Below are 21,149 nucleotides of genomic sequence, written 5' to 3' on the forward strand. Positions count from 1 at the left end.
GCCGACGGCTTCGGGCCGGGCCGGGACGAGCGGACGAACGGGGCTCCGGGAGCGAATGAGCAGGGTTCACCCGGCCGTGCAAGACGGCTGCGGCAGAAGGCCTCCGACGCCGTAAGGTTGCTCCGTACGTATGGAGACATCGGAAGGAGGCCCGGGTGATCGAGCTCGAGTCGGTGCCCGAGCTGATCGACCCGGTCATGGTGGCCGCGTTCGAGGGCTGGAACGACGCCGGGGACGCCGCCTCGACAGCGGTCGGCCATCTGGACCGGGAGTGGAAGGGCGAGGTGTTCGCGGCGCTGGACGCCGAGGACTACTACGACTTCCAGGTCAACCGGCCCACGGTGTGGCTGGACGGCGGGGTGCGGAAGATCACTTGGCCGACGACCCGGCTCTCCGTGGTGCGCGTCGGCGGGGACAAGCCCCGGGACCTGGTCCTGGTGCGCGGGATCGAACCGTCGATGCGCTGGCGCTCGTTCTGCAACGAGATCCTCGGCTTCGCCCATGAGCTGGGCGTCGAAATGGTCGTCATTCTGGGCGCGTTGCTGGGCGACACCCCGCACACCCGGCCGGTGCCGGTGAGCGGGGTCACCTCCGATGCGGATCTGGCGCGGACGATGGACCTGGAGGAGACGCGCTACGAAGGCCCCACCGGCATCGTCGGCGTCCTCCAGGAGGCCTGCACACACGCGGGGGTGCCTGCGGTGAGCCTGTGGGCGGCGGTGCCGCACTACGTGTCGCAGCCTCCGAACCCGAAGGCGACACTGGCCCTGCTGAACCGGCTGGAGGACCTGATCGGGCTGCGCATCCCGCTGGGCGAACTGCCCGAGGACGCGCGGGCCTGGCAGCTCGGCGTGGACCAGCTGGCCTCGGAGGACAGCGAGGTCGCGGAGTACGTCCAGACGCTGGAGGAGGCGCGGGACACCGCGGAGCTGCCCGAGGCGTCCGGCGAGGCCATCGCCCGGGAGTTCGAGCGCTATCTGCGGCGGCGGGACGGCGGCCCCGGCCAGGGTCCCGGCGGCCATGCGACGGAGACCGGGGACGGCTCCTATCTGCGGGACCCCTCCAGCGGCCGCACCCGCCCGCCGAAGCCGCCGCGCCCGGAGTCCGGGCGGGGCAGGAACCCCGACGACAAGGGCGACAGGGGCGACCAGGGGCCCGGCGGCCCGTCCGGTGAGGCTTCGGGGGACGCTCCGGAGGAGGAGTGACCCCGGCTTCGGGTTCGAACATCGGGGCCCCGCACGGAAGTTGATCCCGTGCGGGGCCCTCGCCGTTCCGGCGGCTCAGGCGCAGCGGAACTTCGCCGCCGCCCAGTCGCCGTGGTCCCCGGTCTTGGACCCGTTGATGTCGGTGACCTTCAGCCGCACCTGGCGTACGCCGTCGAGCCTCACGTCCACCGGCACGGTCGCCGAGGCCCCGGTCAGCTTCGGTGAGGTCCACAGCACCTTGCCGTCGCCCTCCACCGAGAACGCGACCTCCCCGTAGCCGTCGATCTCGTCGTCGATGCCCACGTCGGCGGTGAACGCGGTGCAGCGGCCGCCGAGGTGGATCGCGATGTCGGAGTCGGCGTGGGTGCCGATGCCCTTCTCGTACGTGGTGCCCGCGAGCGTCAGCGTATTGCCGTCCTCCGCCCCGGACTCCCCGTTGGAGCGGTCGCGTTCGGCGGGTCCGTAGCCGTTGGTCTCCGAGAGCCAGACCAGGTCGCTCGCCCAGGCCTCGCCGGTGGGCGGCGGTGGAGTCACCGAGACGGCGAGCCGCTGTTGGCTGCTGCGGGCTTCTCCGGCGACCCGGTAGCGGGCGAGCGCGGTGAGCCGGGTCTCGCGCACCTCGGCGTCCTTCGCCGGGGTGACCTCGACCGCGACCCGCCGGGTGGCGCCCGCCGGAATCCGCCCCGGCACCTTCGCCGTGACGGTCCGCCAGCCCTCAGGGACCTGGAGGGTGACCGAGGTGCCGGTGAGGTCGGCGCTGCCCGCGGTCACGTCGACCAGGACCTCACCGGGCGTCCCCGCTCCGGCCTCCTGGCCGGTGGGGGCGGCGAGGACGGCGGCCGCGGCGGCCTGCCTGCCGCCGACGGCGCTGGTGCCGAGGAGCTTCACGGTGAACTTCTTCGCGGTGCTCAGGGGCGCGGTCTTCACGTGCACCACGCCGCCCCGGTCGTCACGGTCGTACCACCAGCCCTGCCGGGCCTTTTCGTACGCGCTTCGTGAACCCAGCTCCGGAAGGGCGCGGCCCAGCTTCACCGCGCGGGGCTCGGAGCCGGTGTGGACGGTGAACTCGTAGGGGCGGGCTGCCTGTTTGCCGGTGAAGCTCCCCCGGCTCTTGTTGATCGTGACGGAGACGTGGCCCTCGCCGCGCACGGGGGCCCTGACGTCGGCGCGCTGGGTGGCGTACTTGCCGTCGCGGTGCTGCCGGGTGACGCCGTCGTCCTCGTACAGGGTGAAGGAGCTGTTGCCCTGCGGGTAGACGTCCCAGGCGAGCGGGGAGTCGGCGGTGCGGTCGCGGTAGGAGCGGATGCCGGGCCACATCGGGACCGCCGCGCCCGCCTTCACGAACAGCGGCAGGGTGTCGAGCGGGGCGCCGTAGGTGTCGATGGTGGTGGGGCCCTCGTAGGTGCGGCCGCTCCAGTAGTCGATCCAGGTGCCCTTGGGGAGGTAGATGCCCTTGCGCTCGGTGGTGTCCTGGTAGACGGGTGCGACGAGGAAGTGCTCGCCGGAGAGGAATTCGTACTTCGCGGCCTCCGTCGAGGCCTTCGGGTCGTCCGGGTATTCGAGGACCAGCGGGCGGACCAGCCCGACGCCGGTCTTGGTCGCCTCGTGGGCGTAGCTGTACTGGTACGGCAGCAGCGACTCCTTGAGCTTGAGGTAGTCACGGTTGATGGAGGTGTACGGCTCCCCGTGGCGGAAGGGCTGCTTGTCCATGGGGGCCCAGCCGTCCATGGTCATCGTCGTGCCGAGGAACATCTTCCACTGGAGGTCGCGCGTGTACGTCTTGGCGCTGCCGCCGAAGATGCCGTCGATGTCGCCCGTGGTGTAGGCGAGTCCGGACATGGTCGCGCCCGCGTAGGTGGGGATCTGCCAGCGGATGTACTCCCAGCTGCCGGCCTGGTCGCCGGACCACTGGACTCCGCAGCGCTGTGCGCCCGCCCAGCTCTCCGGCGCCCAGGTGAAGCCCCGGGCGTCACTGTGGTCCTCGATGCCCTGGTAGGCGTCCTTGCAGGCGTCCAGGGCGAACTTGTAGCCCGGGCCGACCCAGGCGACGTCCAGCTTGGCGACCCGCTGCCCGGCCCTCACCTGGGCGCCGAGGTTCTCGATGCCGTCCTCGGTCCACAGGCCGAGCTCCATCTTGCGTTCCTTCAGGCCCTGGGCGGTCTCCTCCAGGTCCTCGTAGCCGCAGCCGTAGCCGTCGTTGACCAGCATCCAGCCGTTGGGCATGTCGTTCTCGACGTAACCGTCGGCGACCTTCAGCGCGTCCAGGGTGCGGCGCTCGCCCCGGTTGGCGTTGTGGAGGTAGCAGTCGGCGTCGCCGGTCTCCATGCCGTAGATGGGCGGCAGGAAGGGTTTGCCGGTGAGGTCGGTGTACTGGCCGATGACGTCCTTGGCCCCGTCGCCCGTGAAGTAGTAGGCGTCGAAGCGCTGTTCCTTCGCACTGGTCGTCACCGGGTCGGTGAAGGCGTAGGTGCCCGGGGCGTAGGTGTTGCGGAAGACGCCGTAGCCGGCCGAGGAGAGGTAGAAGGGTACGGAGTTGGGGTGCCCGCCGTCGTCCCAGTTGTAGTCGACGGCGACCTCGACGGTCTTGTCGCGGTGGGAGGTGTTGCCGCGGCCGTTCTGCATCCCGGCCCCGTAGAACTGCTCACCGGCGCCCCGGGCCAAGGTCTGGACGGTCTTCTCGCCGGTCCAGCTCAGCCCCTTGGCCTCGGACCAGATCCGGCTGCCGTCGGCCCGGTGCAGGGCGAAGCGCAGCGGCTTCTTGTAGGCCCGCAGGGTGACCTCGCTCGTCGACAGCTCGTAGCGGTCGCCGCGGTCCTTCCAGCGGGTGCGGGGCTCCTTGCCCTGGGGCAGGACGATGTCGTCGCCGGTGGGGTCGGTGAACTCGCCGTCGGGGGCCAGCTCGATGCGGAAGGTCTCCGCGGAGACGAAGCTGACCCGGGCCTCGGCGGGCCCGGCGCTGAGCCGGTAGACCGCCCCGTCCGCCCGGAATCCGGTCACGTCCCCGACGGTGGTGGTCTCCGTGGTCTCCGGCGGGGCCCCGTCGGCGCGGGCCCCGCCGGGTCCCGTGAGGACCGCGACCAGTCCGAGCAGGGCAGCAACCGCTGCCGCTCTCATGCGCGTTGATGTTTGCATGATGAGCTTTTAGCGCAACTTCGAGCAGATGACCACGGACAAAAGGGAACCGGCCCCGAACTTCGTAGAGAAGTCCGAGACCGGTCCAGGCAGTCGGGGGAGCGTTCACGCCCCTACAGCGCGACCCCCAGCAGGGCGTCGACCGTACGCGACACAAGGCCGGGCGCACCCTCGTCCGTGCCGCCCTCCGCGCCCTGGAGCGCAGCCCAGCGGTCCACCGCGGCGAGCGCCGCGGGGCTGTCCAGATCGTCGGCCAGGGCCGCGCGAACCTCCTCGACCAGCGCGTCGGCGGACGGCCCGTCGGGGCGTGAGACGGCGGCCCGCCAGCGCGCGAGGCGCTCGACGGCGTCGGCCAGCACCTGGTCGGTCCACTCCCAGTCGGAGCGGTAGTGGTGCGAGAGCAGCGACAGCCGGATGGCCGCCGGGTCCACGCCCTCGCGGCGCAGCGCCGAGACGAAGACCAGGTTCCCGCGCGACTTGGACATCTTCTCGCCGTGCAGGCCGACCATGCCCGCGTGGACGTACGCCTTGGCGAACGGGTGCTCGCCGGTCAGCGCATGGGCGTGGGAGGCGCCCATCTCGTGGTGCGGGAAGGCGAGGTCGGAGCCGCCGCCCTGAACGTCGAAGCCCATGCCGAGATGGTCGAGCGCGATGGCGACGCACTCGATGTGCCAGCCGGGGCGGCCCGCGCCGAGCGAGGCCCCGTCCCAGCTCGGCTCGCCCGGGCGGGCGGCCATCCAGAGCATCGGGTCGAGGGGGTTCTTCTTGCCGGGGCGCTCCGGGTCGCCGCCGCGTTCGGCCGAAAGCAGCCGCATCGCCTCGGCGTCGAGACCGGAGACCTCGCCGAAGTGCGGGTCGGTGTCGACGGAGAAGTACACATCGCCGTCGAGGTCGTAGGCGGCGCCCGCGTCCCTCAGGCGTTCGACGAGGGGCACGATGCCCGGTATAGCCTCGACCGCGCCGATGTAGTGCCGAGGGGGCAGCATCCGCAGGGCCGTCATGTCCTCGCGGAAGAGCGCCGTCTCGCGCTCCGCGAGCTCGGTCCAGTCCTGACCGTCGCGCACGGCCCTCTCCAGCAGCGGATCGTCCACGTCGGTCACGTTCTGGACGTAGTGAACCTGCCGCTTGGTGTCGAGCCACACGCGCTGAACGAGGTCGAACGCGTTGTAGGTCGCCGCATGACCCATGTGGGTCGCGTCGTACGGCGTGATGCCGCAGACGTAGATGCGGGCGACGGGACCGGGGTCAAGGGTGATCCGTCCGCCGGTCGCGGTGTCGTGGATCCGAAGGTCGCGGCCCTTGCCGGGCAGGGCGGGGACCTCAGAAGCGGGCCAGGCATGCATGTCATGAGCGTAACCGGACGATGCTTCCGGATACGAACCGGATCCGGAAACCTGTCCGAAGAAGCCTTCTTGCGCGAAGCCCTGGGGGCCGCTAGGGCCTGTCTGACAATTCCCGTCGTCGCCCGAAGGGCGGCCGCGCGGCGTCAGGTGCGTGCTTTCGGCGTGCCGGCCCCAGGCCCTCGCACTGGACGTACTCGGGCCTGGGGCCGGATGCGGCGAAAGTGCGTGCATGGCGTCGTGAGGCAGACGGGAATTGTCAGACAGGCCCTAGACCGGCGGCCACGGGATCGGCGGCCACTGGCCGCTGGGCTGCGGGTGCACCGCGCTCCTGACCAGCCCGGCGACCCGCTCCCGCAGGGCCTCCAGCTCGGCCCGCGTGATGAGTTCCGCCATTCGGGTGGCCAGGGCGGACCCCGGCGCCAGATCCGTGGCGAGCAGGCCCAGCACCCGCAGCGCCTCGTCGGTCAGCGGCTCGCCCGCCCAGCCCCACAGCAGGGTGCGCAGCTTGTCGTCCGCGTTGAAGGTGACCCCGTGGTCGATGCCGTACAGCCGCCCGCCGGGCGCCGACAGCAGGTGGCCGCCCTTGCGGTCACCGTTGTTGATCACCGCGTCCAGCACCGCGAGCCGCCGCAGCCGGGGGTCGTCCGCGTGCACCAGCAGCGCGGTCCTCCCCTCCCCCACGTCCGCGAAGCCCACGGCCTTCCAGCCGTCGCCCGGCTCCTCGCCCTCGACCAGTGCCAGCAGCGGCGGTCCACCGTCGTCGGACTCGGTGGGCCCGGGCGCGTCGATCCAGAGTTGGCACATGCCCTCGCCGTACGGCCCCTCCCGCAGCACGGTGGGCGGCACCAGGTCCCAGCCGGTGGCCCGGGAGATCTCGTACGCGGCGACCTCGCGCTGGGCGAGCGTCCCGTCGGGGAAGTCCCACAGCGGCTGCTCCCCCGCGACCGGCTTGTAGGCGCAGGTGCGCTCCTCGCCCTCGTACGCGACCGTGCAGTGCAGCACCGCGTTCGACGCCCCGCCGACCTGCCCGAGCACGGTGAGCGTGCCTTCGGTGAGCAGGGTGAGCAGGTCGGTGTCGGTCAGGCTCCGCGACGGTATCCGTTCTGGCGCGGGCATACGTGTCCTTCCGGATCCAGCGGCAGGCTGCACAGCGGGCACGGCGGGCGGCCGGCGTTGACGACGTCCAGGGCGCGCTTGGCGAACGCGCGGGCCTGGGCGCCGCTGAGCCGGACGCGGAGCATCGGCGGGCCGTTCTCCTCGTCCTGGAGGAGCTTCTCCTCGGCCTCCGCGAGGTCGTCCTCGGAGTCGGCGTCCAGCTCGACGAGGGCCTGTGCCTCGACGATCATGCGCTGTTCCTCGCCGTCCCAGGCCAGGGCCATGGTACCGACCCGGAACTCCTCCTCGACCGGCACGTCGAGGGGCGCGGTGTCGGTGATGTCGGCGGGGGCCACGGCGGGGACCGGGGAATTGCCCCCGGTGCGGCGCACGACCTCGTCGAGCAGCTCGTCGATCCGCTCGGCGAGCGCGGCGACCTGGGTCTTCTCCAGGGCCACGCTGGTGACCCGGCCCTGGGAGGACGCCTGCAGGAAAAACGTACGGCGGCCAGGCAACCCGACCGTACCGGCCACGAATCGGTCCGGCGGGTCGTAGAGGAACACCTGACGGGACACGTCCTGCTCCCTTGAGATCGGTGGTGGTTGGGGCGGCGCTACGGCGCGTCCACCCTACTGCCCCTAGCGATCACGGCGCGCCCGCGCCGCCCCCGACCGCCGCGTCCGCGCCGACGGGGCGTTCGTGGGGGGCGAGGGAGGCGAGGCCGCCGGTGTCGCCGAGCCGCAGGAGGAAGGGGCGCAGCCGGGTGTAGCGGATCGCGGTGACCGAGCAGGGGTCGACCTGGACGCGCTGGAAGAGGTCCAGGTGCATGCCCAGGGCGTCGGCGACGAGGCTCTTGATGATGTCGCCGTGCGAGCACATGACGTAGGTGGCGTCCTCGCCGTGCTCCGCCTCGACCCGGGCGTTCCAGTCGCGTACGGCGTCGACGGCGCGGGCCTGCATCGCACGCATGGACTCGCCGCCGGGGAAGGCGGCGGCGGAGGGGTGCTGCTGGACGACGGACATCAGCGGCTCGTCGGCCAGTTCGGCCAGCTTCCGTCCCGACCAGTGGCCGTAGTCGCACTCGCTGATGCGGTCCTCGGTGTGCAGGGGGAGGCCGGGGCGGGCCTCCAGCAGCGGCTGGAGGGTTTCCCGGCAGCGTTCCAGGGGGCTGCTGACGGCGAGGACCGGGCTCAGGGCGGCCAGCCGCGCGGGCAGGGCAGCGGCCTGTCCGGCGCCGCGTTCGTCGAGGTGGACACCGGGGGTGCGGCCCGCGAGCACTCCGGCGGTGTTGGCGGTGGAGCGTCCGTGGCGTACGAGGATCAGCGTGGGCATACTCGCCAGCGTAGAGGGGTGGCGGAAGGTGCGCGGGGGCCGGTCAGGGGGAAGAATGCCCGCCGTGATCGTGGACTGTGCCATCTACCGGGACGGGCGCCGCACCGAACGGCCCGAGGATTTCTCCGTTGCCCTGGCCGAGGCCCGGGGCTCGCGGGATGCGTTCCTGTGGATCGGGCTGCACGAACCGACGGAGCGGGAGTTCGATCTCGTACGCCATGAGTTCGGGCTGCACCCGCTGGCGGTGGAGGACGCGTTGCGCGCGCACCAGCGGCCCAAGCTGGAGGTGTACGACGACTCGCTGTTCGCGGTCCTCAAGCCGATCGTCTACGAGCCCGCGAGCGACACCGTCAGCGCCGACGAACTGATGGTGTTCATAGGGGACTCGTTCGTGGTGACCGTCAGGCACGGCGAGAGCGCCCCGCTGGCGGCCGTACGCCAACGGCTGGAGGCCGAGCCGGAGGTACTGAAGCACGGCCCGACGGCCGTGCTGTACGCGGTGAGCGACGCGGTCGTGGACCACTACATGGAGGTGGCCGGGGAGCTCCAGGTCGACCTGGAGGAGCTGGAGGCCCAGGTCTTCGCACCGAGCGGCGGCGACTCGAAGAACACCGCGGCCCGGATCTACACCTTCAAGCGGCAGGTGCTGGAGTTCCGCCGGGCGGCGGGCCCGCTGACGGCGCCGATGGCCCGGCTCTCGGGTGCGGGCGTGCCGTTCGTCCACGAGCACGCGCAGCCGTTCTTCCGGGACGTGGCCGACCACCTCACGCGCGCCAACGAGCAGGCGGAGGGGCTGGACCGGCTGCTCTCGGACATCCTGTCGGCGCATCTGGCGCAGATGGGCGTGCGGCAGAACGACGACATGCGCAAGATCTCCGCCTGGGCGGCGATGGCCGCCGTCCCGACGATGGTGGCGGGCGTCTACGGCATGAACTTCGACCACATGCCGGAGCTGCACTGGACGTGGACGTACCCGGTGGTGGTCGCCCTGATGGGCGTCGCGGTGTACGGGCTGCACCGGCTGTTCAAACGGCGCGGCTGGCTCTGAGGCGCATCACGCGTATTCGCGCTCGGGCACGGCGGTGCCGCCGAGAGCGTTGCGGCGCTCCGGCATCTCCAGGGTCACCATGCGGCGCCAGCCGACGACGCGTTCGTACGCGTACATCACGTGGATGCCCGCGGCGAGCAGGGCCGCCCTGGGGCGGGACCAGCCGAGGACGCGCCCCATGCGGGCCATCACGGCGAGGCTGACGTCGCGGTAGACGCGGATCTCGGCCAGGGCGCACTCGCGCATGGTCCGCTGAATGGTCCGGCCGTGTCCTTCGCGCGCGAGCGACAGCAGTTCCTCGTGGCAGTAGGCGAGGTGGTTGTCCTCGTCGTTGGAGATCATCTTCACCGCGCGGCCGATGTCGGGGTGGTCGGCGAAGTGCCGGCGAAGCAGCCGCATCTGTTCGGAGGCGCGCTGCTCGGTGATCCGGCTGTGGGCCAGATAGGTGATGATGTCGCGCTCGGTGAGCCGCTCCTCGCCACGCAGCCGGGAGTGGGCGAGCCCGATCCCCTGCTGTTCCAGGAGCATCGTGTAGTCGGCCTCCGGGGGGACCTGGACCGGCGGGAGGCCGCGCTTCTTGAGGAGGGCGTTGAAGATCCGGCCGTGCTTGTCCTCGTCGGCGCCGTGCCGGACGATCCTGGGAGCCAGTTCACGGCGGTCCTCGGGGACGAGGGCGGCGATGCGGGCGTTCTCCCAGCCGCCCTGGGACTCCCCGCTGGCGGCGATGGAGCAGAAGAGCCGGTAGGCCTCGTCGTCGTCGAGGATCTCCTGGAACAGGCTTTTCGCTGAGAGCATGGCGGCCACCTCCGTACCGGATGCCCGCGGACCGCGAGTCCGCGGAGCAACGTTCCGCAGAGAGAGTCAAATGCTCCGCAGGCCGGTCGGCAACCGGAGCAGTGGCGGACGGCGACCGCCGGGCCGCCGTAACTCCTGGGCGTGGGGCGCGTTGTTCCGGGTGACGGCCGTGGCGGGGAAGACCCCCGAGCCCCCACCACGGCCGTAGTGCTGTGTTCAGGCAGTTCGGACTCAGACGAGTCCGGAGCGCTCCAGGGCGTCGGTGCCCGCGCGCAGGGCGGTGATCCGCTCCTCCAGCGTGAATCCGGCCGGGGCGAGGTTGAGTGTGGTGACCCCGGCGGCTGCGTAGGCCTGCATCCGCTCGGCGATCCGCTCGACGGGGCCGAGCAGCGCGGTCTGGTCGATCAGCTGGTGCGGTACGGCGGCGGCGGCCCCGGCCTTGTCCCCGCCCAGGTACTTGTCCTGGATCTCGGCGGCCTCCTTCTCGTACCCCATGCGCTGGGCGAGCTGGTTGTAGAAGTTCTGCTTCCGGCTGCCCATGCCGCCGACGTACAGGGCGGTGTAGGGGCGGAACATGTCGGCGAGGCCGTTCACGTCGTCGCCGACGGCGAGCGGCAGCGTCGGGGAGACGTCGAAGCCCTCCATGGTCTTCCCGGCCCTCTCCCGGCCCGCGCGCAGCGGCTGGATCGCGGTCTCCTCCAGGTGCTCGGCGGAGGGGAAGATCAGCAGGGCGCCGTCGGCGATCTCCCCGGTCTGCTCCAGGTTCTTGGGGCCGATCGCGGCGATGTAGAGCGGGATGTGCTCGCGCTGCGGGTGCACGGTGAGCTTGATCGGCTTGCCCGGGCCGTCGGGCAGCGGCAGCGTCCAGTGCGCGCCCTCGTACGACACGCGCTCGCGGGTCATCGCCTTGCGGACGATCTCCACGTACTCGCGGGTGCGGGCCAGCGGCTTGTCGAACTTGACGCCGTACCAGCCCTCGGAGACCTGCGGGCCCGAGACGCCGAGGCCGAGCCGGAAGCGGCCGCCGGACAGCGAGTCGAGAGTGGCGGCCGTCATCGCCGTCATGGTGGGCTGGCGGGCCGGGATCTGCATGATCGCGGAGCCGACGTCGATGGACTCGGTCTGGGCCGCGACCCAGGTCAGCACGGTCGGCGCGTCGGAGCCGTAGGCCTCGGCCGCCCAGCAGACGTCGTAGCCGAGCCGGTCGGCCTCCTGCGCGACGGCGAGGTTGTCGCCGTCCATGCCCGCGCCCCAGTAACCGAGATTGATGCCGAGCCGCATAGCCGCTCCCCTTACTGATCAGTAACGTCGCTTTCTCCGGACTCTAGCGCGGGTCGCGGCGATCCGGCAGGCCCACACGACCTCCCGTTGTCCACAGGCCTCCACCCGGTGGGGCCATGGCCAGTAATCTCAGCGCCCATGGAGCAGAGGCATCTCGGCCGTACCGGCCTTCGCGTGTCCCGGATCGGGCTCGGCACCCTCACCTGGGGCCGGGACACCGACGAGCACGACGCCGCCGACCAGCTCAAGGCCTTCTGGGACGCGGGCGGCACCCTGGTGGACACCGCCGATGTGTACGGGGGCGGCGAGGCCGAGTATCTGCTCGGGCGGCTCGTCGGCAGCCTGGTCCCCCGTCAGGATCTGGTCATCGCCACGAAGGCGGGCAACGTCCCGGACCCCTACCGCCGCTTCAACGGCTCGCGCGGACACCTCCTGGCCGCCCTGGACGCGTCCCTGGAGCGGCTCGGCACGGACTACGTGGATCTGTGGCAGGTCCACGCCTTCGATCCGGCGACCCCGCTGGAGGAGACCCTCCAGGCGGTGGACCTGGCCGTCGCCTCCGGCCGGGTCCGCTACGCGGGGGTGTCGAACTTCTGCGGCTGGCAGCTGGCCAAGGCCGCCACCTGGCAGCTCGCCGCGCCCGGGGTGCGCACCCGGCTGGCCAGTACGCAGATGGAGTATTCGCTGCTCCAGCGGGGCATCGAACGCGAGGTGCTGCCCGCCGCGCTGGACCTGGGGATCGGTCTGCTGCCGTCCTCGCCGTTGGGTCGCGGAGTGCTGACCGGCAAGTACCGCCAGGGCACCCCCTCCGACTCCCGGGGCGCGTCCGAGCGGCTCGCCCCGTTCGTCGAGCCGTATCTCGACGACGCGGCGGCCCGCATCACCGACGCGGTGGCGACGGCGGCGGACGGCCTGGCGACGAGCCCGCTCCAGGTGGCGCTGGCCTGGGTCCGGGACCGGCCCGGGGTGGCCGCCCCGATCGTCGGCGCGCGCAACGCCGGGCAGCTCACGGAGGCATTGTCAGTGGAGGCGCTTAGTCTTCCCTACGAGATCTGCCAGGCGCTCGACGATGTGTCGGCGCCCGTGCACCGCTATCCCGATCAGGACTGGAGCACGCTGTGACTGCGCTTCCCGGGGAGACCCCCGGCACCGCCGGCACGGACACACCGGAGGCCCACGAGCCTCCGGAGGACACCGGCGCCGAGGGCCCCGCGCACACCGAAGCGCCCGAGGCGGCCGAGCCGGCCGGGGCGGACGACTCCGGCACGGACGGCGACGACGACTCCGCCGTTGCCGAAGCGCCTGCGGCCGAAAGCGCCGACGCGGCCGCCGCCGAGCTCTCGGAGGCACAGGCCGAGCTGGCCGCCCAGCGGGAGCTGCGGGAGCGGATCGAGAAGCGCAAAGCGGAGAAGGCCGGGCCCATCGCCGCCGGCACGAAGCTGAGCGGTACGGCCGCCGACCTGCTCGCGGCGGTACGGGCCGTGGAGAGCGGCGAGAAGGCGGGGGCCACGTTCTTCGACTCCGCCGCCCCGGCCCCCACGCCCCGGCGTGCCGCCCCGGCGCCCGCCGCGCAGGCGCCCCGGGCCCGGGTGCCCGAGGCTGCTCCGGCGGTGCGGGCCGCCTCGCCCGAAGCCACGGCGGCGGTGCGGACGGTGCTCGGTGAGGGCGGGGCCCCCGAGGCGCTGGCCCGCCCGGCCGTCGGCACCCTGGGCGAGCAGGCAGCCGAGCTGCTGCGCGCCGACCCCTGGCAGCTGCTGGCCGTGCCCGGCGTCCGGCCGGAGCAGGCGGACGGCTTCGCCCGGGCCCTGCTGGGCGCCGGATGCGGCCCGGACGACCGGCGCAGGACGGCGGCCCTGGTCGGCTGGGTGCTGGAGCGCGCCGCCCTCCAGGGCCACACGGCCCTGGACGCCGAAGCCGTACGGGCGGCGCTCGCCGAGCGTGCGGTCAGCGACCCGGACGCGGCGGTGCGGGACGCCGTAGAGGAGGGCGTCGCCCTCGTCTTCCAGGAACAGGAAGAGGAAGACGGAGAGGCCGGGCTCGCCGAGCCGGAGGCGGCCGAGGTCGAAGCGGAGGCGGCCGAGGAAGCCGGTCAGCCCCAGGAGCCGGTCCAGGTGCTGCTGGGCCTGGACCGATACGCCCTGGCCGAGGAGAGCCTCGCGGACGGCCTGGCCCGGCTGGTGAACGCCTGCGAGAAGGGCGCCGACTGGACGGAGGCGGCGGGGGCCGCCCCCTCCCCTTCGGCCGCCGAGCTGATCCGTACGGCCGCCTCGGCCGGGCTGGTCGTGCACAGCGGCGGCGAGGCGGCGCGGGCCGAGCCCGCCGCCCTGATCGTGGCGGCGCGCGGGCTGGGCCTGCGGGCCCTGGGCGCCACCCACAGCGAGGACGGCCGCCGACGGCTGGCGGGGGCCACCGGCGACCCGGACTCGGCGGTCACCCTGGCGGGCCTGCTGTCAGGTGCGCAGGGCCCCGGCCGGGACGCGGACGGGGCGCTCGCCCTGGATCTGCTGGTCGTGCTGGACGCCCCACAGCTGGACGTGGAGAGCGCCGCGGTCCTCGTCGAGGCGCTGGCCGACGGCGCCCGGCTGGTGCTGAGCGGTGACCCTGGTGTGCTGGGCTCGGCGGGCGCCGGGCGGGTGTTCGCCGATGTGCTGGCCGCACGTGCCTGCCCGCAGGTCGTCTCCCGCACCCCGGACCCCGGTCCCATCGGCGAGCTGGTCTCCGGCATCGGCATCGGTGAGCTGAGCCAGGTGGAGGCGCCCGGCAAGGAGGTGGTGATCGTCCCGGTCCGTGACGCGGGCGAGGCGGTCCACCGCACCGTTCAGCTGGTCGCGGACTCGGTGCCCCGGGCCTTCTCCATCCCCGCCGAGGACACCCAGGTGATCACCGTGGGCCACGGCGGGGCGGCCGGGACCCGGGTGCTGAACGAGGCGCTGAAGCAGCGCCTCAACCCCGGCCCCGGGCGGTTCGGCGGCTTCGACCCGGGCGACCGCGTGATCCATGTGCCCGCGCCCGGCCGTGCGGTGCCCGGGGTGGTGCGCTCGGCCGACGCCGAGGGCCTGCACCTGGACTGCGGTGGCGTCCCCGTCGTCGTACCGCAGGAGCGGGTGGAGTCGGCGGTACGGCACGGCTGGGCCCTCAGCGCCCACCAGGCAGCCGGAATGCGCTGGCCCGCCGCCGTCGTGGTGCTGCCGGGCGACGCGGCGCAGGGCCTGAGCCGACCGTGGGTCTACACCGCTTTCGGCCGGGGCGAACGTCATCTGTCCGTGGTGCACGGGGTGGACCAGGCGCTCGCGCACGCGGTGGCGCAGATTCCGGCCCCGGAGCGGACGACCCGGCTGCGGCCGCTCCTCGAAGCGCTCCCGACACCCGACGCGGCGTCCTGAGCGGACCCGGCCCCGGACAGCGGTGGGCCCCGGCGCGATGCGCCGGGGCCCACCGTCACGTCCGGTGCGGGAGGGAAGAGAACAGCAGGAGCGGGTTTCGGCGTCAGGCGCCGCCCCCGGCCGGTCCGGCGAAGTCCTCCTCCGGCTCGTCCTCCTCGTCGAAGACCGCACTGACGTCGAAGCGGCAGACCACCAGCTCGGGTTCGGCGTCCTCGAAGGGCGCCGCGAGCCATTCGCCCGGTTCCGGAAGCGCGTCCGCGGCCGAGACCCAGAGGGTGGAGTCACCCTCCTCCAGGCCGAACTCCTTGTGCCGGGAGGCGATCTCGTCCGGTTCGTACTCTCCGAAGAGCACTCCGAGCGCCGCATGGACGCTGGTGCCGACCACGGGGGCCGAATCCTCCTCGCCCGGCCCCGCTTCGAGGTCGGCGAGGCGCTGGGCCTGGGCGAGGAGGCGCGGGGGCTGCGCGACCGCGTAGTCCCGCCGGATCAGGACGCTGAGCGCGCTGGGCTCCGTGGGGCCCGCGTAGGGCGGCAGGGAGTCGTCCGCGCCGGGGATCTCGAAGGGGGTGACCTCGTCATAGCGGTCGTAGAGGAGTTCGTCGTAGACCTCGGCGGCAGCGGCAAGTGCGTTGAACGCGTCGTAGACGGCCGGGTCGTCGTCCCCGGTACGGCGTTCGACCGCGTCGAGGTGACGGTCGATCGCGGCTTTGACCGCTTCGGCGGCGGCACGTACCTCGGCAGCGGTGGGCTGCGCAGCATCAGACATAGTGCAGACGCTATCCGTACCGGGGCGCTGCCCGCACAATAGATGCGATGCCGGAATACGAATTCATCGACGTGTACGTGCCGCGCGGGGTGTCCCGCAAGGAAGCGGCCCGACTGCTGACCGACCACGCCGAGTACGGACACTGGGAGCTGGACCGGCTGACGCTGCGCCTGGACGGCAGCCGCCGGGTGCGGCTGCGCAGACGGATCATCCGTCAGCTACGGGCGACCTGGTGACATGGAGCGGGCCCCGCAGCCGCGGGGCCCGCTCCCTTTTCTTCTGTCTGTACGCGCCCGGGCTTCTCCTGCCGTACGCGCCCGGGGTCAGGCCGCGCTGCGGGAGCGGCGGTAGAGCACCGAACCCATACCGGCCAGCAGCAGCCCGGCACTCGCCGGGATGAGCAGATCGAGCCCGCCGGCACCGGTCTGCGCGAGCTGCTCCTGCGGAACGTTCCGGGTCTCGGGAGCGTTGGGCTCGGTCGGCGGGTCGACCGGCTTCTCCGGCGTGACCGGGGGCTTCTCCGGCACCTCGGGCGGCGGGGGTGGCACCTCGGCGTCGTTGGAGCAGCTGTTGCCGAAGGCGGGGTTGAGCAGTCCGCCGATGGTGACGCTGTTCCCGCAGAGATTCACGGGGATGTCGAGCGGTGCCTGGACCAAGTTGCCGGAGAGGATGCCGGGCGAGTCCTGGGCGGTCCCTTCCGCCGAGGCGCCGCCCGGGGCCCGGTGACGGCCGTTGCCGGGCTCGGTGTGCCGGTCCGTGGCGGTGGTGTCGCCCGCCTGGGCGCCGTTTCCGGAGCCGTCGGGCGCGGTGCGGTCCTGGGAACCGGCGGACCGGTCGGACTGCGCGGACCGGTCGGATGCTGCCGCTCCGTTTCCGCAGTCGTTCCCGCTCGTGGGGTTGAGCAGTCCGCCGACGCTGACGGAGTTCCCGCAGACGTTGACCGGGATGTCGATCGGGACCTGCACCGAGTTGCCGGACAGCACGCCCGGCGAGCCGGACGCCGTACCGGCCGCGCCGGAGTCGGCGTGGGCGTATCCACCACTGAGCGCGAGCACTCCGCCCGCCGCCGCCATGGTGATCAGGCCTTTACGAGTGACCTGTCGCATAGGTTCGTTTCCTGCCTTCTGCCTTCCGAAAAACCCCCGGACATGACCGTGCGGGAGCCGAATGCCGAACGGTCCCGGAGTGCATGGAGTGCACTCCGGGACCGATCGAGCTCAAACCCTTACAGGTTGACGTTCAACGTCACGCGTTGACGCAGGTGTTGCCGAAGGCGGGGTTCAGCAGACCGATCACGGAGACCGTGTTGCCGCACACGTTGATCGGCACGTGGACCGGAACCTGGACGACGTTGCCGGACAGCACGCCGGGGCTGCCGATGGCCGCACCCTGGGCACCCGCGTCGGCCGAGGCCATGCCCGCACCCGCGAGAACGAGGCCACCCGTAGCAGCCGCAACTGCGACGACCTTCTTGATCATTATTCCTCCTAGTTGGAAATGCGGTCCCAGCCGCGGACCGCAAACCTTGTAACGAGGAGGGTGTGAAGGAGCTACGTGTGAACGGCTCGTTTCACTCGTTCGGACATATCCGCACAGGCGGACGATTCAGCGGCGGCTCGGCGGCCAACCGGGCACGGTCGACCGCAGGGCGGTCAGGAGTGGTCGATGAACCGGTCGAGCACCCGTACACCGAACTGGAGGCCCTCGACCGGCACCCGCTCGTCGACGCCGTGGAACATCCCGGCGAAGTCCAGCTCCGGCGGCAGCTTCAGCGGGGCGAAGCCGAAGCCCCGGATGCCGAGGTCGTCGAAGGACTTGGCGTCGGTGCCCGCCGAGAGCATGTAGGGCACCGCCCGGGCGATCGGGTCCTCGGCGACCAGCGCGGTCTGCATGGCGTCCACCAGGGCCCCGTCGAAGGTGGTCTCCAGGGCCTTGTCCGCGTGCACGTCCTCGCGCTTCACGTTGGGGCCGAGGATCCGGTCCAGGTCGGCGAGGAACTCCTCCTCGTACCCCGGCAGGTAGCGGCCGTCGACATGGGCGGTCGCCTGGCCCGGGATGACGTTGACCTTGTAGCCCGCACCGAGCTGCGTGGGGTTGGCGGTGTTCTGGAGGGAGGCGCCGATGAGCTTGGCGATGCCGCCCAGCTTGGCGAGCGTCTCGTCCATGTTCTCCGGGTCCAGCTCGGTGCCCAGCGCGTCCGAGAGCTCGTCCAGGAAGTGCCGCAGCGTCTTGGTGACCCGCACCGGGAACTTGTGGCGCCCCAGCCGCCCGACCGCCTCGGACAGCTCGGTGATCGCGTTGTCCTTGTGGATCATCGAGCCGTGCCCGGCGCTGCCGTCCACGGTGAGCTTCATCCAGTGCATGCCCTTCTGGGCGGTCTCCACCAGATACAGCCGCAGGTTCTCGTTGACGGTGAAGGAGAAGCCACCGACCTCACTGATGGCCTCGGTGACGCCCTCGAAGAGCCCCGGGTGGTTGTCGACGAGGTAGCGGGCCCCGAACGTGCCGCCCGCCTCCTCGTCGGCGAGGAAGGCCAGCACGATGTCGCGCGGGGGCTTGCGGCCGGTGCGCATGCGCTCGCGTACGACCGCGAGGGTCATCGCGTCCATGTCCTTCATGTCGACGGCGCCCCGGCCCCAGACACAGCCGTCCGCGATCTCCCCGGAGAACGGGTCGTGCGTCCAGTCCGCCGCGTTGGCCGGGACGACGTCGGTGTGCCCGTGGATGAGGAGCGCCGGCCGGGAGGGGTCCTCACCCTCGATCCTGGCGACGGTGGAGGCCCGCCCCTTGTGCGACTCGAAGATCTGCGGTTCCAGGCCGACCTCCGCGAGCTTCTCCGCGACGTACTCGGCCGCGAGCCGCTCACCGGGGCCCGAGTGGTCGCCGTAGTTGCTGGTGTCGATCCTGATCAGGTCACGACAGAGGTCGACGACCTCCCTCTCGGCGTTCCCACCGGTGACGGCCTTGCCCGTGCTGCTCTCGCTCACGCTGGTTCCTTCCACTGTCGCTGTGGTGCTCCTCCTCATCCTCCCGCGCCGTCGGCGTACGCCCAAGACCGCCCATCGCCCGTCGTACGGCGTTCCCAGCCACGGAGGCGTGATCGAGCACCCTCGAATGTTTGCTATGGTTTTCCACGTCGGAACGGGCCAGGGCCCGCGAGACAGACACCTTGTCCGGGTGGCGGAATGGCAGACGCGCTAGCTTGAGGTGCTAGTGCCCTTTATCGGGCGTGGGGGTTCAAGTCCCCCCTCGGACACCAGCTAAGACCCCACTTCACGTGGGGTTTTTTGCTTTACCGGGCTGTGGCGTGACCAACCACGTGACCAACAGCCGAGCGATTCCCCAGGTCAGACCAGGGATGACAGGCCGAGTCGGCCCGCTCCGGAGGCGGCGAGCTTCCGCGCTCCGTCCCCCTACATGAGTGCCCGTACCGGGCCATCGTGCAGCCCGGCGAGTGGTGCCGGACGTTCGCGGAGACCTCTACGGGATTCTCCCCGGCCTCCAGGCCGTTCGTGACCTTGCTGTGCCTCCAGTCGTGAATCCGGAAGTCCTCCGGCAGCTTCAACCGGGTACGCAGGGTGCGCCACCGAGCCGAGACCTTCTCAGGGTCCTGCGGGCCCCTGCCTCGCCCCGGTAGAGCTTGAAGCCGTCACGGGCGAACACCAGATCATGATCGACCCATGCGGAGCCGAGCCGCTTACGCTCCGCCTCCTGGCGCTCCTTCTGCCATTTCAGGACGTTCATCACGGACTGATCCACATAGATCACGGCGTTGTCGTCGCCGTCCTTGGTGAGCTTCCGGAGCCGGTAGGTGTTGCCTTCTTCGACCACGACCCAGCCCAGTTCGATGGCCCCTTCGTCCCACTTCACGAGGGACCACTTCATGCCCAGGGCTTCACTGCGCCGGACACCCGTAGCTGCGTAGACGGTCCATAGGGGAGCGTCCCGGAGACAGTGGTGAGCCAGGCCGCCGTCGCAAACCCTGTTGCCACAGGGCTCCCACACCGAGCCCAGGAACCGCCCTGTCTGGTCGTCGTCCACGGTCGGATACTTCTCTCCTGTGCCCGTATCTGCCGGGCGGTGGGCGGGTGCGCCGTCGCTGCCGGGTTGGCCGGTATCAGTTTCCGAACCGTTCCGGGTTCGATAGGGACTCGATCATTTGAGAGGATCGAGTCATGGCACGTCCTTTCCCGGTACCCGCTTGAGCTGCGCCGTCGTGCGGTGCGGATGGTCGCCGAGGTGCGGCCCGGCTACGACACCGAATGGCCGCGATGAGAGCGGTCGCCCAGAAGCTGGGCATCGGCACGACCGAAACGGACCGTAATGGTTTCCACGTCGTCCGGACGGACGCCTACCGCCCAGTCTCCCAGCAGGCACCGGAGCCCACGCCAGTGAAGCGGCGGGAACGGGCCAGGGGCTCCAACCCGTTCCACGCTCTCCTCTGATCAGCCGAACAATCCAGATGAACGCCCCTGCCACGATTGGCAGGGGCGTTCCCCATCGGACAGTGGCCGCCGTAGTGCGCGGTCAGCGTGCCAGCGCGCGTACGAGCATCGTGCCCACGGTCCTGCCCTCGGGCGGCTCGATCAGTGATGCTGACACAGCGCCGAATCCGTAGCTGGTGAGGAGGTGTTCCCATGCGTCGGGGCTGTGGTTGTGCCGCAGTCCTGCCCCACCTGGTTTCACGTCTTGGCTTCCGGCGGGGAGGTGGGAGAACGCGAGAGTGCCACCCGAAGCCATACGGGATCGAATCAGCGGTAGCAGGGTATGCGGATCGACGAACCACACGGCGCCGAAGATGGAGAGCACGACGTCGAACGCCTCGTCCGTCTCGCTCAGGAATGCCGTCGCCTCTGCCGTGCGGAACTCAAGACCCGCCAGATCAGCCCAGCGTTCCCGTGCGACCGCTTCGCGGGCTGGCGCAACATCCACTCCCAGACCCATCGCACCGAGCGTGACCAGGTGTGCCAGGTTGCTCCCGCTGCCTGAGCCGAGTTCCAGCACCCGACGTCCGGCAACGGGTCCGAGAACACTCTCGTTCGGCCCGTGATCGGCGTACTGAGTCCAGTTCAGCCACGTCGTGTCGCCCGTGGCGTTCACAGCCCTGCGTGGCTTGCTTCCGACCGCGTATTTGTCCCAGGACTCAGCCAATGACATGCGGTGATCCTTTCCAGCAGAAGGGGCCTACTCCCAACGTACGGGGTAGGCCCCAACTCAACTTCTATGCGGCTCTACTTGGGTGAGTCGTGGCACCCGGCGTGGCACTGGTTGCAGTTGGCTGCACTCTCCATGCCCCACAGGTCGGGGTCGATCTCGAACCCGACCGCCTTGATGGCCTTGATCGTCTGCTCCAGGACCAGCGGGCCACCGGTCCTGGAGTCGTGCCCGTCCCGCGTCGCCTCGTCGTCGCTGAGGCATTGGACCCCGGCAGCCGTTCCCGGAAGCTCGGGGACGTGGTGGATGTACCGGCCGAAGTGCCGGTTGGTGAAGTGGTGGTACGGGATCGAGTCGAGCATGAACGAGTGCCATGCCTCGTCCACCTGCTTGGACGGGCCCATGAGAAGGTCCGGGTTCTCGCCGCACGTGACCAGGTAGGCGATGGCCTGCCCGAACTTGGCTTCCGCCAGTTCGAGTGTGTTCTCCGGGTTCCGGAGGAGAAGGGCTACCTCCCGCTCCCACACGTCCGGCGTGACGTACGTCTTCGGGTCGCGGATCACTACTGCCGTACTCATGCTGGCTTGCCTCCACGTAGTTGGATGTCCGACGTGC

Annotated in this window: 20 protein-coding genes and 1 tRNA gene; 7 read left to right on the forward strand and 14 right to left on the reverse strand. The window is 71.2% G+C overall.

Annotated elements, in window-relative coordinates; all coding sequences use genetic code 11:
* Window positions 1–155 precede the first annotated feature (155 nt).
* A complete protein-coding gene (locus RI138_RS04715) occupies window positions 156–1,205 on the forward strand; it encodes a PAC2 family protein (RefSeq protein WP_311118882.1) in 1,050 nt (349 codons plus the stop codon).
* A gap of 75 nt (window positions 1,206–1,280) precedes the next feature.
* Here the strand turns inward: RI138_RS04715 and RI138_RS04720 are convergent, their stop codons facing one another.
* The 5 genes from RI138_RS04720 to RI138_RS04740 form a co-directional block, all read right to left on the reverse strand.
* Window positions 1,281–4,337 (reverse strand): NPCBM/NEW2 domain-containing protein, encoded by a 3,057-nt coding sequence (locus tag RI138_RS04720; RefSeq protein ID WP_311118883.1) that lies wholly within the window; start codon window positions 4,335–4,337, stop codon window positions 1,281–1,283.
* Between the two features lie 113 nt (window positions 4,338–4,450).
* The gene (gene mshC / locus RI138_RS04725; protein ID WP_096630019.1) at window positions 4,451–5,680 is read right to left on the reverse strand and encodes a cysteine--1-D-myo-inosityl 2-amino-2-deoxy-alpha-D-glucopyranoside ligase; all 1,230 of its coding nucleotides are present in this window, start codon (window positions 5,678–5,680) and stop codon (window positions 4,451–4,453) included.
* Window positions 5,681–5,947: 267 nt separating this feature from the next.
* Window positions 5,948–6,796, reverse strand: coding sequence for an SCO1664 family protein (locus RI138_RS04730; protein WP_311118884.1), 849 nt, complete (start codon window positions 6,794–6,796; stop codon window positions 5,948–5,950).
* Window positions 6,760–7,350 (reverse strand): DUF3090 domain-containing protein, encoded by a 591-nt coding sequence (locus RI138_RS04735; protein WP_096630022.1) that lies wholly within the window; start codon window positions 7,348–7,350, stop codon window positions 6,760–6,762. Before RI138_RS04735 ends, RI138_RS04730 begins: the two co-directional genes overlap by 37 nt.
* A 70-nt stretch (window positions 7,351–7,420) precedes the next feature.
* The gene (locus tag RI138_RS04740) at window positions 7,421–8,107 is read right to left on the reverse strand and encodes a histidine phosphatase family protein (protein WP_096630024.1); all 687 of its coding nucleotides are present in this window, start codon (window positions 8,105–8,107) and stop codon (window positions 7,421–7,423) included.
* A gap of 55 nt (window positions 8,108–8,162) precedes the next feature.
* Between RI138_RS04740 and corA the strand changes: the two genes are divergently transcribed.
* Window positions 8,163–9,155, forward strand: coding sequence for a magnesium/cobalt transporter CorA (gene corA / locus RI138_RS04745; protein ID WP_311118885.1), 993 nt, complete (start codon window positions 8,163–8,165; stop codon window positions 9,153–9,155).
* 6 nt (window positions 9,156–9,161) lie between these two features.
* Here corA and RI138_RS04750 read toward each other — a convergent pair whose 3' ends face one another.
* Complete coding sequence (locus RI138_RS04750; RefSeq protein ID WP_311118886.1) at window positions 9,162–9,950, reverse strand: ferritin-like domain-containing protein; 789 nt, start codon at window positions 9,948–9,950, stop codon at window positions 9,162–9,164.
* Window positions 9,951–10,181: 231 nt separating this feature from the next.
* Window positions 10,182–11,231 (reverse strand): LLM class F420-dependent oxidoreductase, encoded by a 1,050-nt coding sequence (locus tag RI138_RS04755; protein ID WP_096630029.1) that lies wholly within the window; start codon window positions 11,229–11,231, stop codon window positions 10,182–10,184.
* A gap of 138 nt (window positions 11,232–11,369) precedes the next feature.
* On the opposite strand from RI138_RS04755, the gene RI138_RS04760 reads away from it, so the two are divergent.
* Both RI138_RS04760 and RI138_RS04765 read left to right on the forward strand, forming a co-directional pair.
* Window positions 11,370–12,353: an aldo/keto reductase gene (locus RI138_RS04760; protein WP_096630031.1), complete on the forward strand. Its 984-nt coding sequence runs from the start codon at window positions 11,370–11,372 to the stop codon at window positions 12,351–12,353.
* Window positions 12,350–14,614, forward strand: coding sequence for an ATP-dependent RecD-like DNA helicase (locus RI138_RS04765; RefSeq protein WP_311118887.1), 2,265 nt, complete (start codon window positions 12,350–12,352; stop codon window positions 14,612–14,614). The genes RI138_RS04760 and RI138_RS04765 overlap by 4 nt, the downstream gene beginning before the upstream one ends.
* A gap of 103 nt (window positions 14,615–14,717) precedes the next feature.
* Here RI138_RS04765 and RI138_RS04770 read toward each other — a convergent pair whose 3' ends face one another.
* Complete coding sequence (locus RI138_RS04770) at window positions 14,718–15,380, reverse strand: hypothetical protein (RefSeq protein ID WP_311118888.1); 663 nt, start codon at window positions 15,378–15,380, stop codon at window positions 14,718–14,720.
* A gap of 47 nt (window positions 15,381–15,427) precedes the next feature.
* Here RI138_RS04770 and RI138_RS04775 point away from each other — a divergent pair, with 47 nt between their 5' ends.
* Window positions 15,428–15,616 carry a DUF5703 family protein gene (locus tag RI138_RS04775; protein WP_014157168.1) on the forward strand — a complete coding sequence of 63 codons (189 nt, stop codon included), beginning with the start codon at window positions 15,428–15,430 and terminating at the stop codon, window positions 15,614–15,616.
* Between the two features lie 87 nt (window positions 15,617–15,703).
* Here RI138_RS04775 and RI138_RS04780 read toward each other — a convergent pair whose 3' ends face one another.
* From RI138_RS04780 to RI138_RS04790, 3 genes are all read right to left on the reverse strand, one after another.
* A complete protein-coding gene (locus tag RI138_RS04780; RefSeq protein ID WP_311118889.1) occupies window positions 15,704–16,486 on the reverse strand; it encodes a chaplin in 783 nt (260 codons plus the stop codon).
* A gap of 139 nt (window positions 16,487–16,625) precedes the next feature.
* Window positions 16,626–16,859, reverse strand: coding sequence for a chaplin ChpH (gene chpH, locus RI138_RS04785; RefSeq protein WP_003970136.1), 234 nt, complete (start codon window positions 16,857–16,859; stop codon window positions 16,626–16,628).
* Between the two features lie 173 nt (window positions 16,860–17,032).
* The gene (locus RI138_RS04790; RefSeq protein ID WP_311118890.1) at window positions 17,033–18,367 is read right to left on the reverse strand and encodes a M20/M25/M40 family metallo-hydrolase; all 1,335 of its coding nucleotides are present in this window, start codon (window positions 18,365–18,367) and stop codon (window positions 17,033–17,035) included.
* A 184-nt stretch (window positions 18,368–18,551) separates the two neighbouring features.
* Between RI138_RS04790 and RI138_RS04795 the strand changes: the two genes are divergently transcribed.
* Window positions 18,552–18,639: transfer RNA gene (locus tag RI138_RS04795), tRNA-Leu, on the forward strand.
* A gap of 302 nt (window positions 18,640–18,941) precedes the next feature.
* Here the strand turns inward: RI138_RS04795 and RI138_RS04800 are convergent.
* Window positions 18,942–19,265, reverse strand: coding sequence for a hypothetical protein (locus tag RI138_RS04800; protein WP_311118891.1), 324 nt, complete (start codon window positions 19,263–19,265; stop codon window positions 18,942–18,944).
* Window positions 19,266–19,651: 386 nt separating this feature from the next.
* Between RI138_RS04800 and RI138_RS04805 the strand changes: the two genes are divergently transcribed.
* Complete coding sequence (locus RI138_RS04805) at window positions 19,652–19,825, forward strand: hypothetical protein (protein WP_311123075.1); 174 nt, start codon at window positions 19,652–19,654, stop codon at window positions 19,823–19,825.
* Window positions 19,826–19,907: 82 nt separating this feature from the next.
* Here the strand turns inward: RI138_RS04805 and RI138_RS04810 are convergent, their stop codons facing one another.
* Window positions 19,908–20,537, reverse strand: coding sequence for a class I SAM-dependent methyltransferase (locus RI138_RS04810; RefSeq protein WP_311118892.1), 630 nt, complete (start codon window positions 20,535–20,537; stop codon window positions 19,908–19,910).
* 74 nt (window positions 20,538–20,611) lie between these two features.
* Window positions 20,612–21,112, reverse strand: coding sequence for a glycine-rich domain-containing protein (locus RI138_RS04815; RefSeq protein WP_311118893.1), 501 nt, complete (start codon window positions 21,110–21,112; stop codon window positions 20,612–20,614).
* Between the last annotated feature and the right edge of the window lie 37 nt (window positions 21,113–21,149).

This window comes from Streptomyces durocortorensis (genome assembly GCF_031760065.1).
GTDB lineage: Bacteria > Actinomycetota > Actinomycetes > Streptomycetales > Streptomycetaceae > Streptomyces.

Bases quoted from the DNA above. Each gene is read 5' to 3' on its own strand.
- RI138_RS04775 (WP_014157168.1), top strand. From the start codon at position 15,428: ATGCCGGAATACGAATTCATCGACGTGTACGTGCCGCGCGGGGTGTCC.
- RI138_RS04805 (WP_311123075.1), top strand. From the start codon at position 19,652: ATGAGAGCGGTCGCCCAGAAGCTGGGCATCGGCACGACCGAAACGGAC.
- RI138_RS04770 (WP_311118888.1), bottom strand. From the start codon at position 15,380: ATGTCTGATGCTGCGCAGCCCACCGCTGCCGAGGTACGTGCCGCCGCC.
- corA (WP_311118885.1), top strand. From the start codon at position 8,163: ATGCCCGCCGTGATCGTGGACTGTGCCATCTACCGGGACGGGCGCCGC.
- RI138_RS04720 (WP_311118883.1), bottom strand. From the start codon at position 4,337: ATGCAAACATCAACGCGCATGAGAGCGGCAGCGGTTGCTGCCCTGCTC.
- RI138_RS04760 (WP_096630031.1), top strand. From the start codon at position 11,370: ATGGAGCAGAGGCATCTCGGCCGTACCGGCCTTCGCGTGTCCCGGATC.
- RI138_RS04800 (WP_311118891.1), bottom strand. From the start codon at position 19,265: ATGAAGTGGTCCCTCGTGAAGTGGGACGAAGGGGCCATCGAACTGGGC.
- RI138_RS04750 (WP_311118886.1), bottom strand. From the start codon at position 9,950: ATGCTCTCAGCGAAAAGCCTGTTCCAGGAGATCCTCGACGACGACGAG.
- RI138_RS04810 (WP_311118892.1), bottom strand. From the start codon at position 20,537: ATGTCATTGGCTGAGTCCTGGGACAAATACGCGGTCGGAAGCAAGCCA.
- RI138_RS04755 (WP_096630029.1), bottom strand. From the start codon at position 11,231: ATGCGGCTCGGCATCAATCTCGGTTACTGGGGCGCGGGCATGGACGGC.
- mshC (WP_096630019.1), bottom strand. From the start codon at position 5,680: ATGCATGCCTGGCCCGCTTCTGAGGTCCCCGCCCTGCCCGGCAAGGGC.
- RI138_RS04730 (WP_311118884.1), bottom strand. From the start codon at position 6,796: ATGCCCGCGCCAGAACGGATACCGTCGCGGAGCCTGACCGACACCGAC.
- RI138_RS04740 (WP_096630024.1), bottom strand. From the start codon at position 8,107: ATGCCCACGCTGATCCTCGTACGCCACGGACGCTCCACCGCCAACACC.
- RI138_RS04780 (WP_311118889.1), bottom strand. From the start codon at position 16,486: ATGCGACAGGTCACTCGTAAAGGCCTGATCACCATGGCGGCGGCGGGC.
- chpH (WP_003970136.1), bottom strand. From the start codon at position 16,859: ATGATCAAGAAGGTCGTCGCAGTTGCGGCTGCTACGGGTGGCCTCGTT.
- RI138_RS04815 (WP_311118893.1), bottom strand. From the start codon at position 21,112: ATGAGTACGGCAGTAGTGATCCGCGACCCGAAGACGTACGTCACGCCG.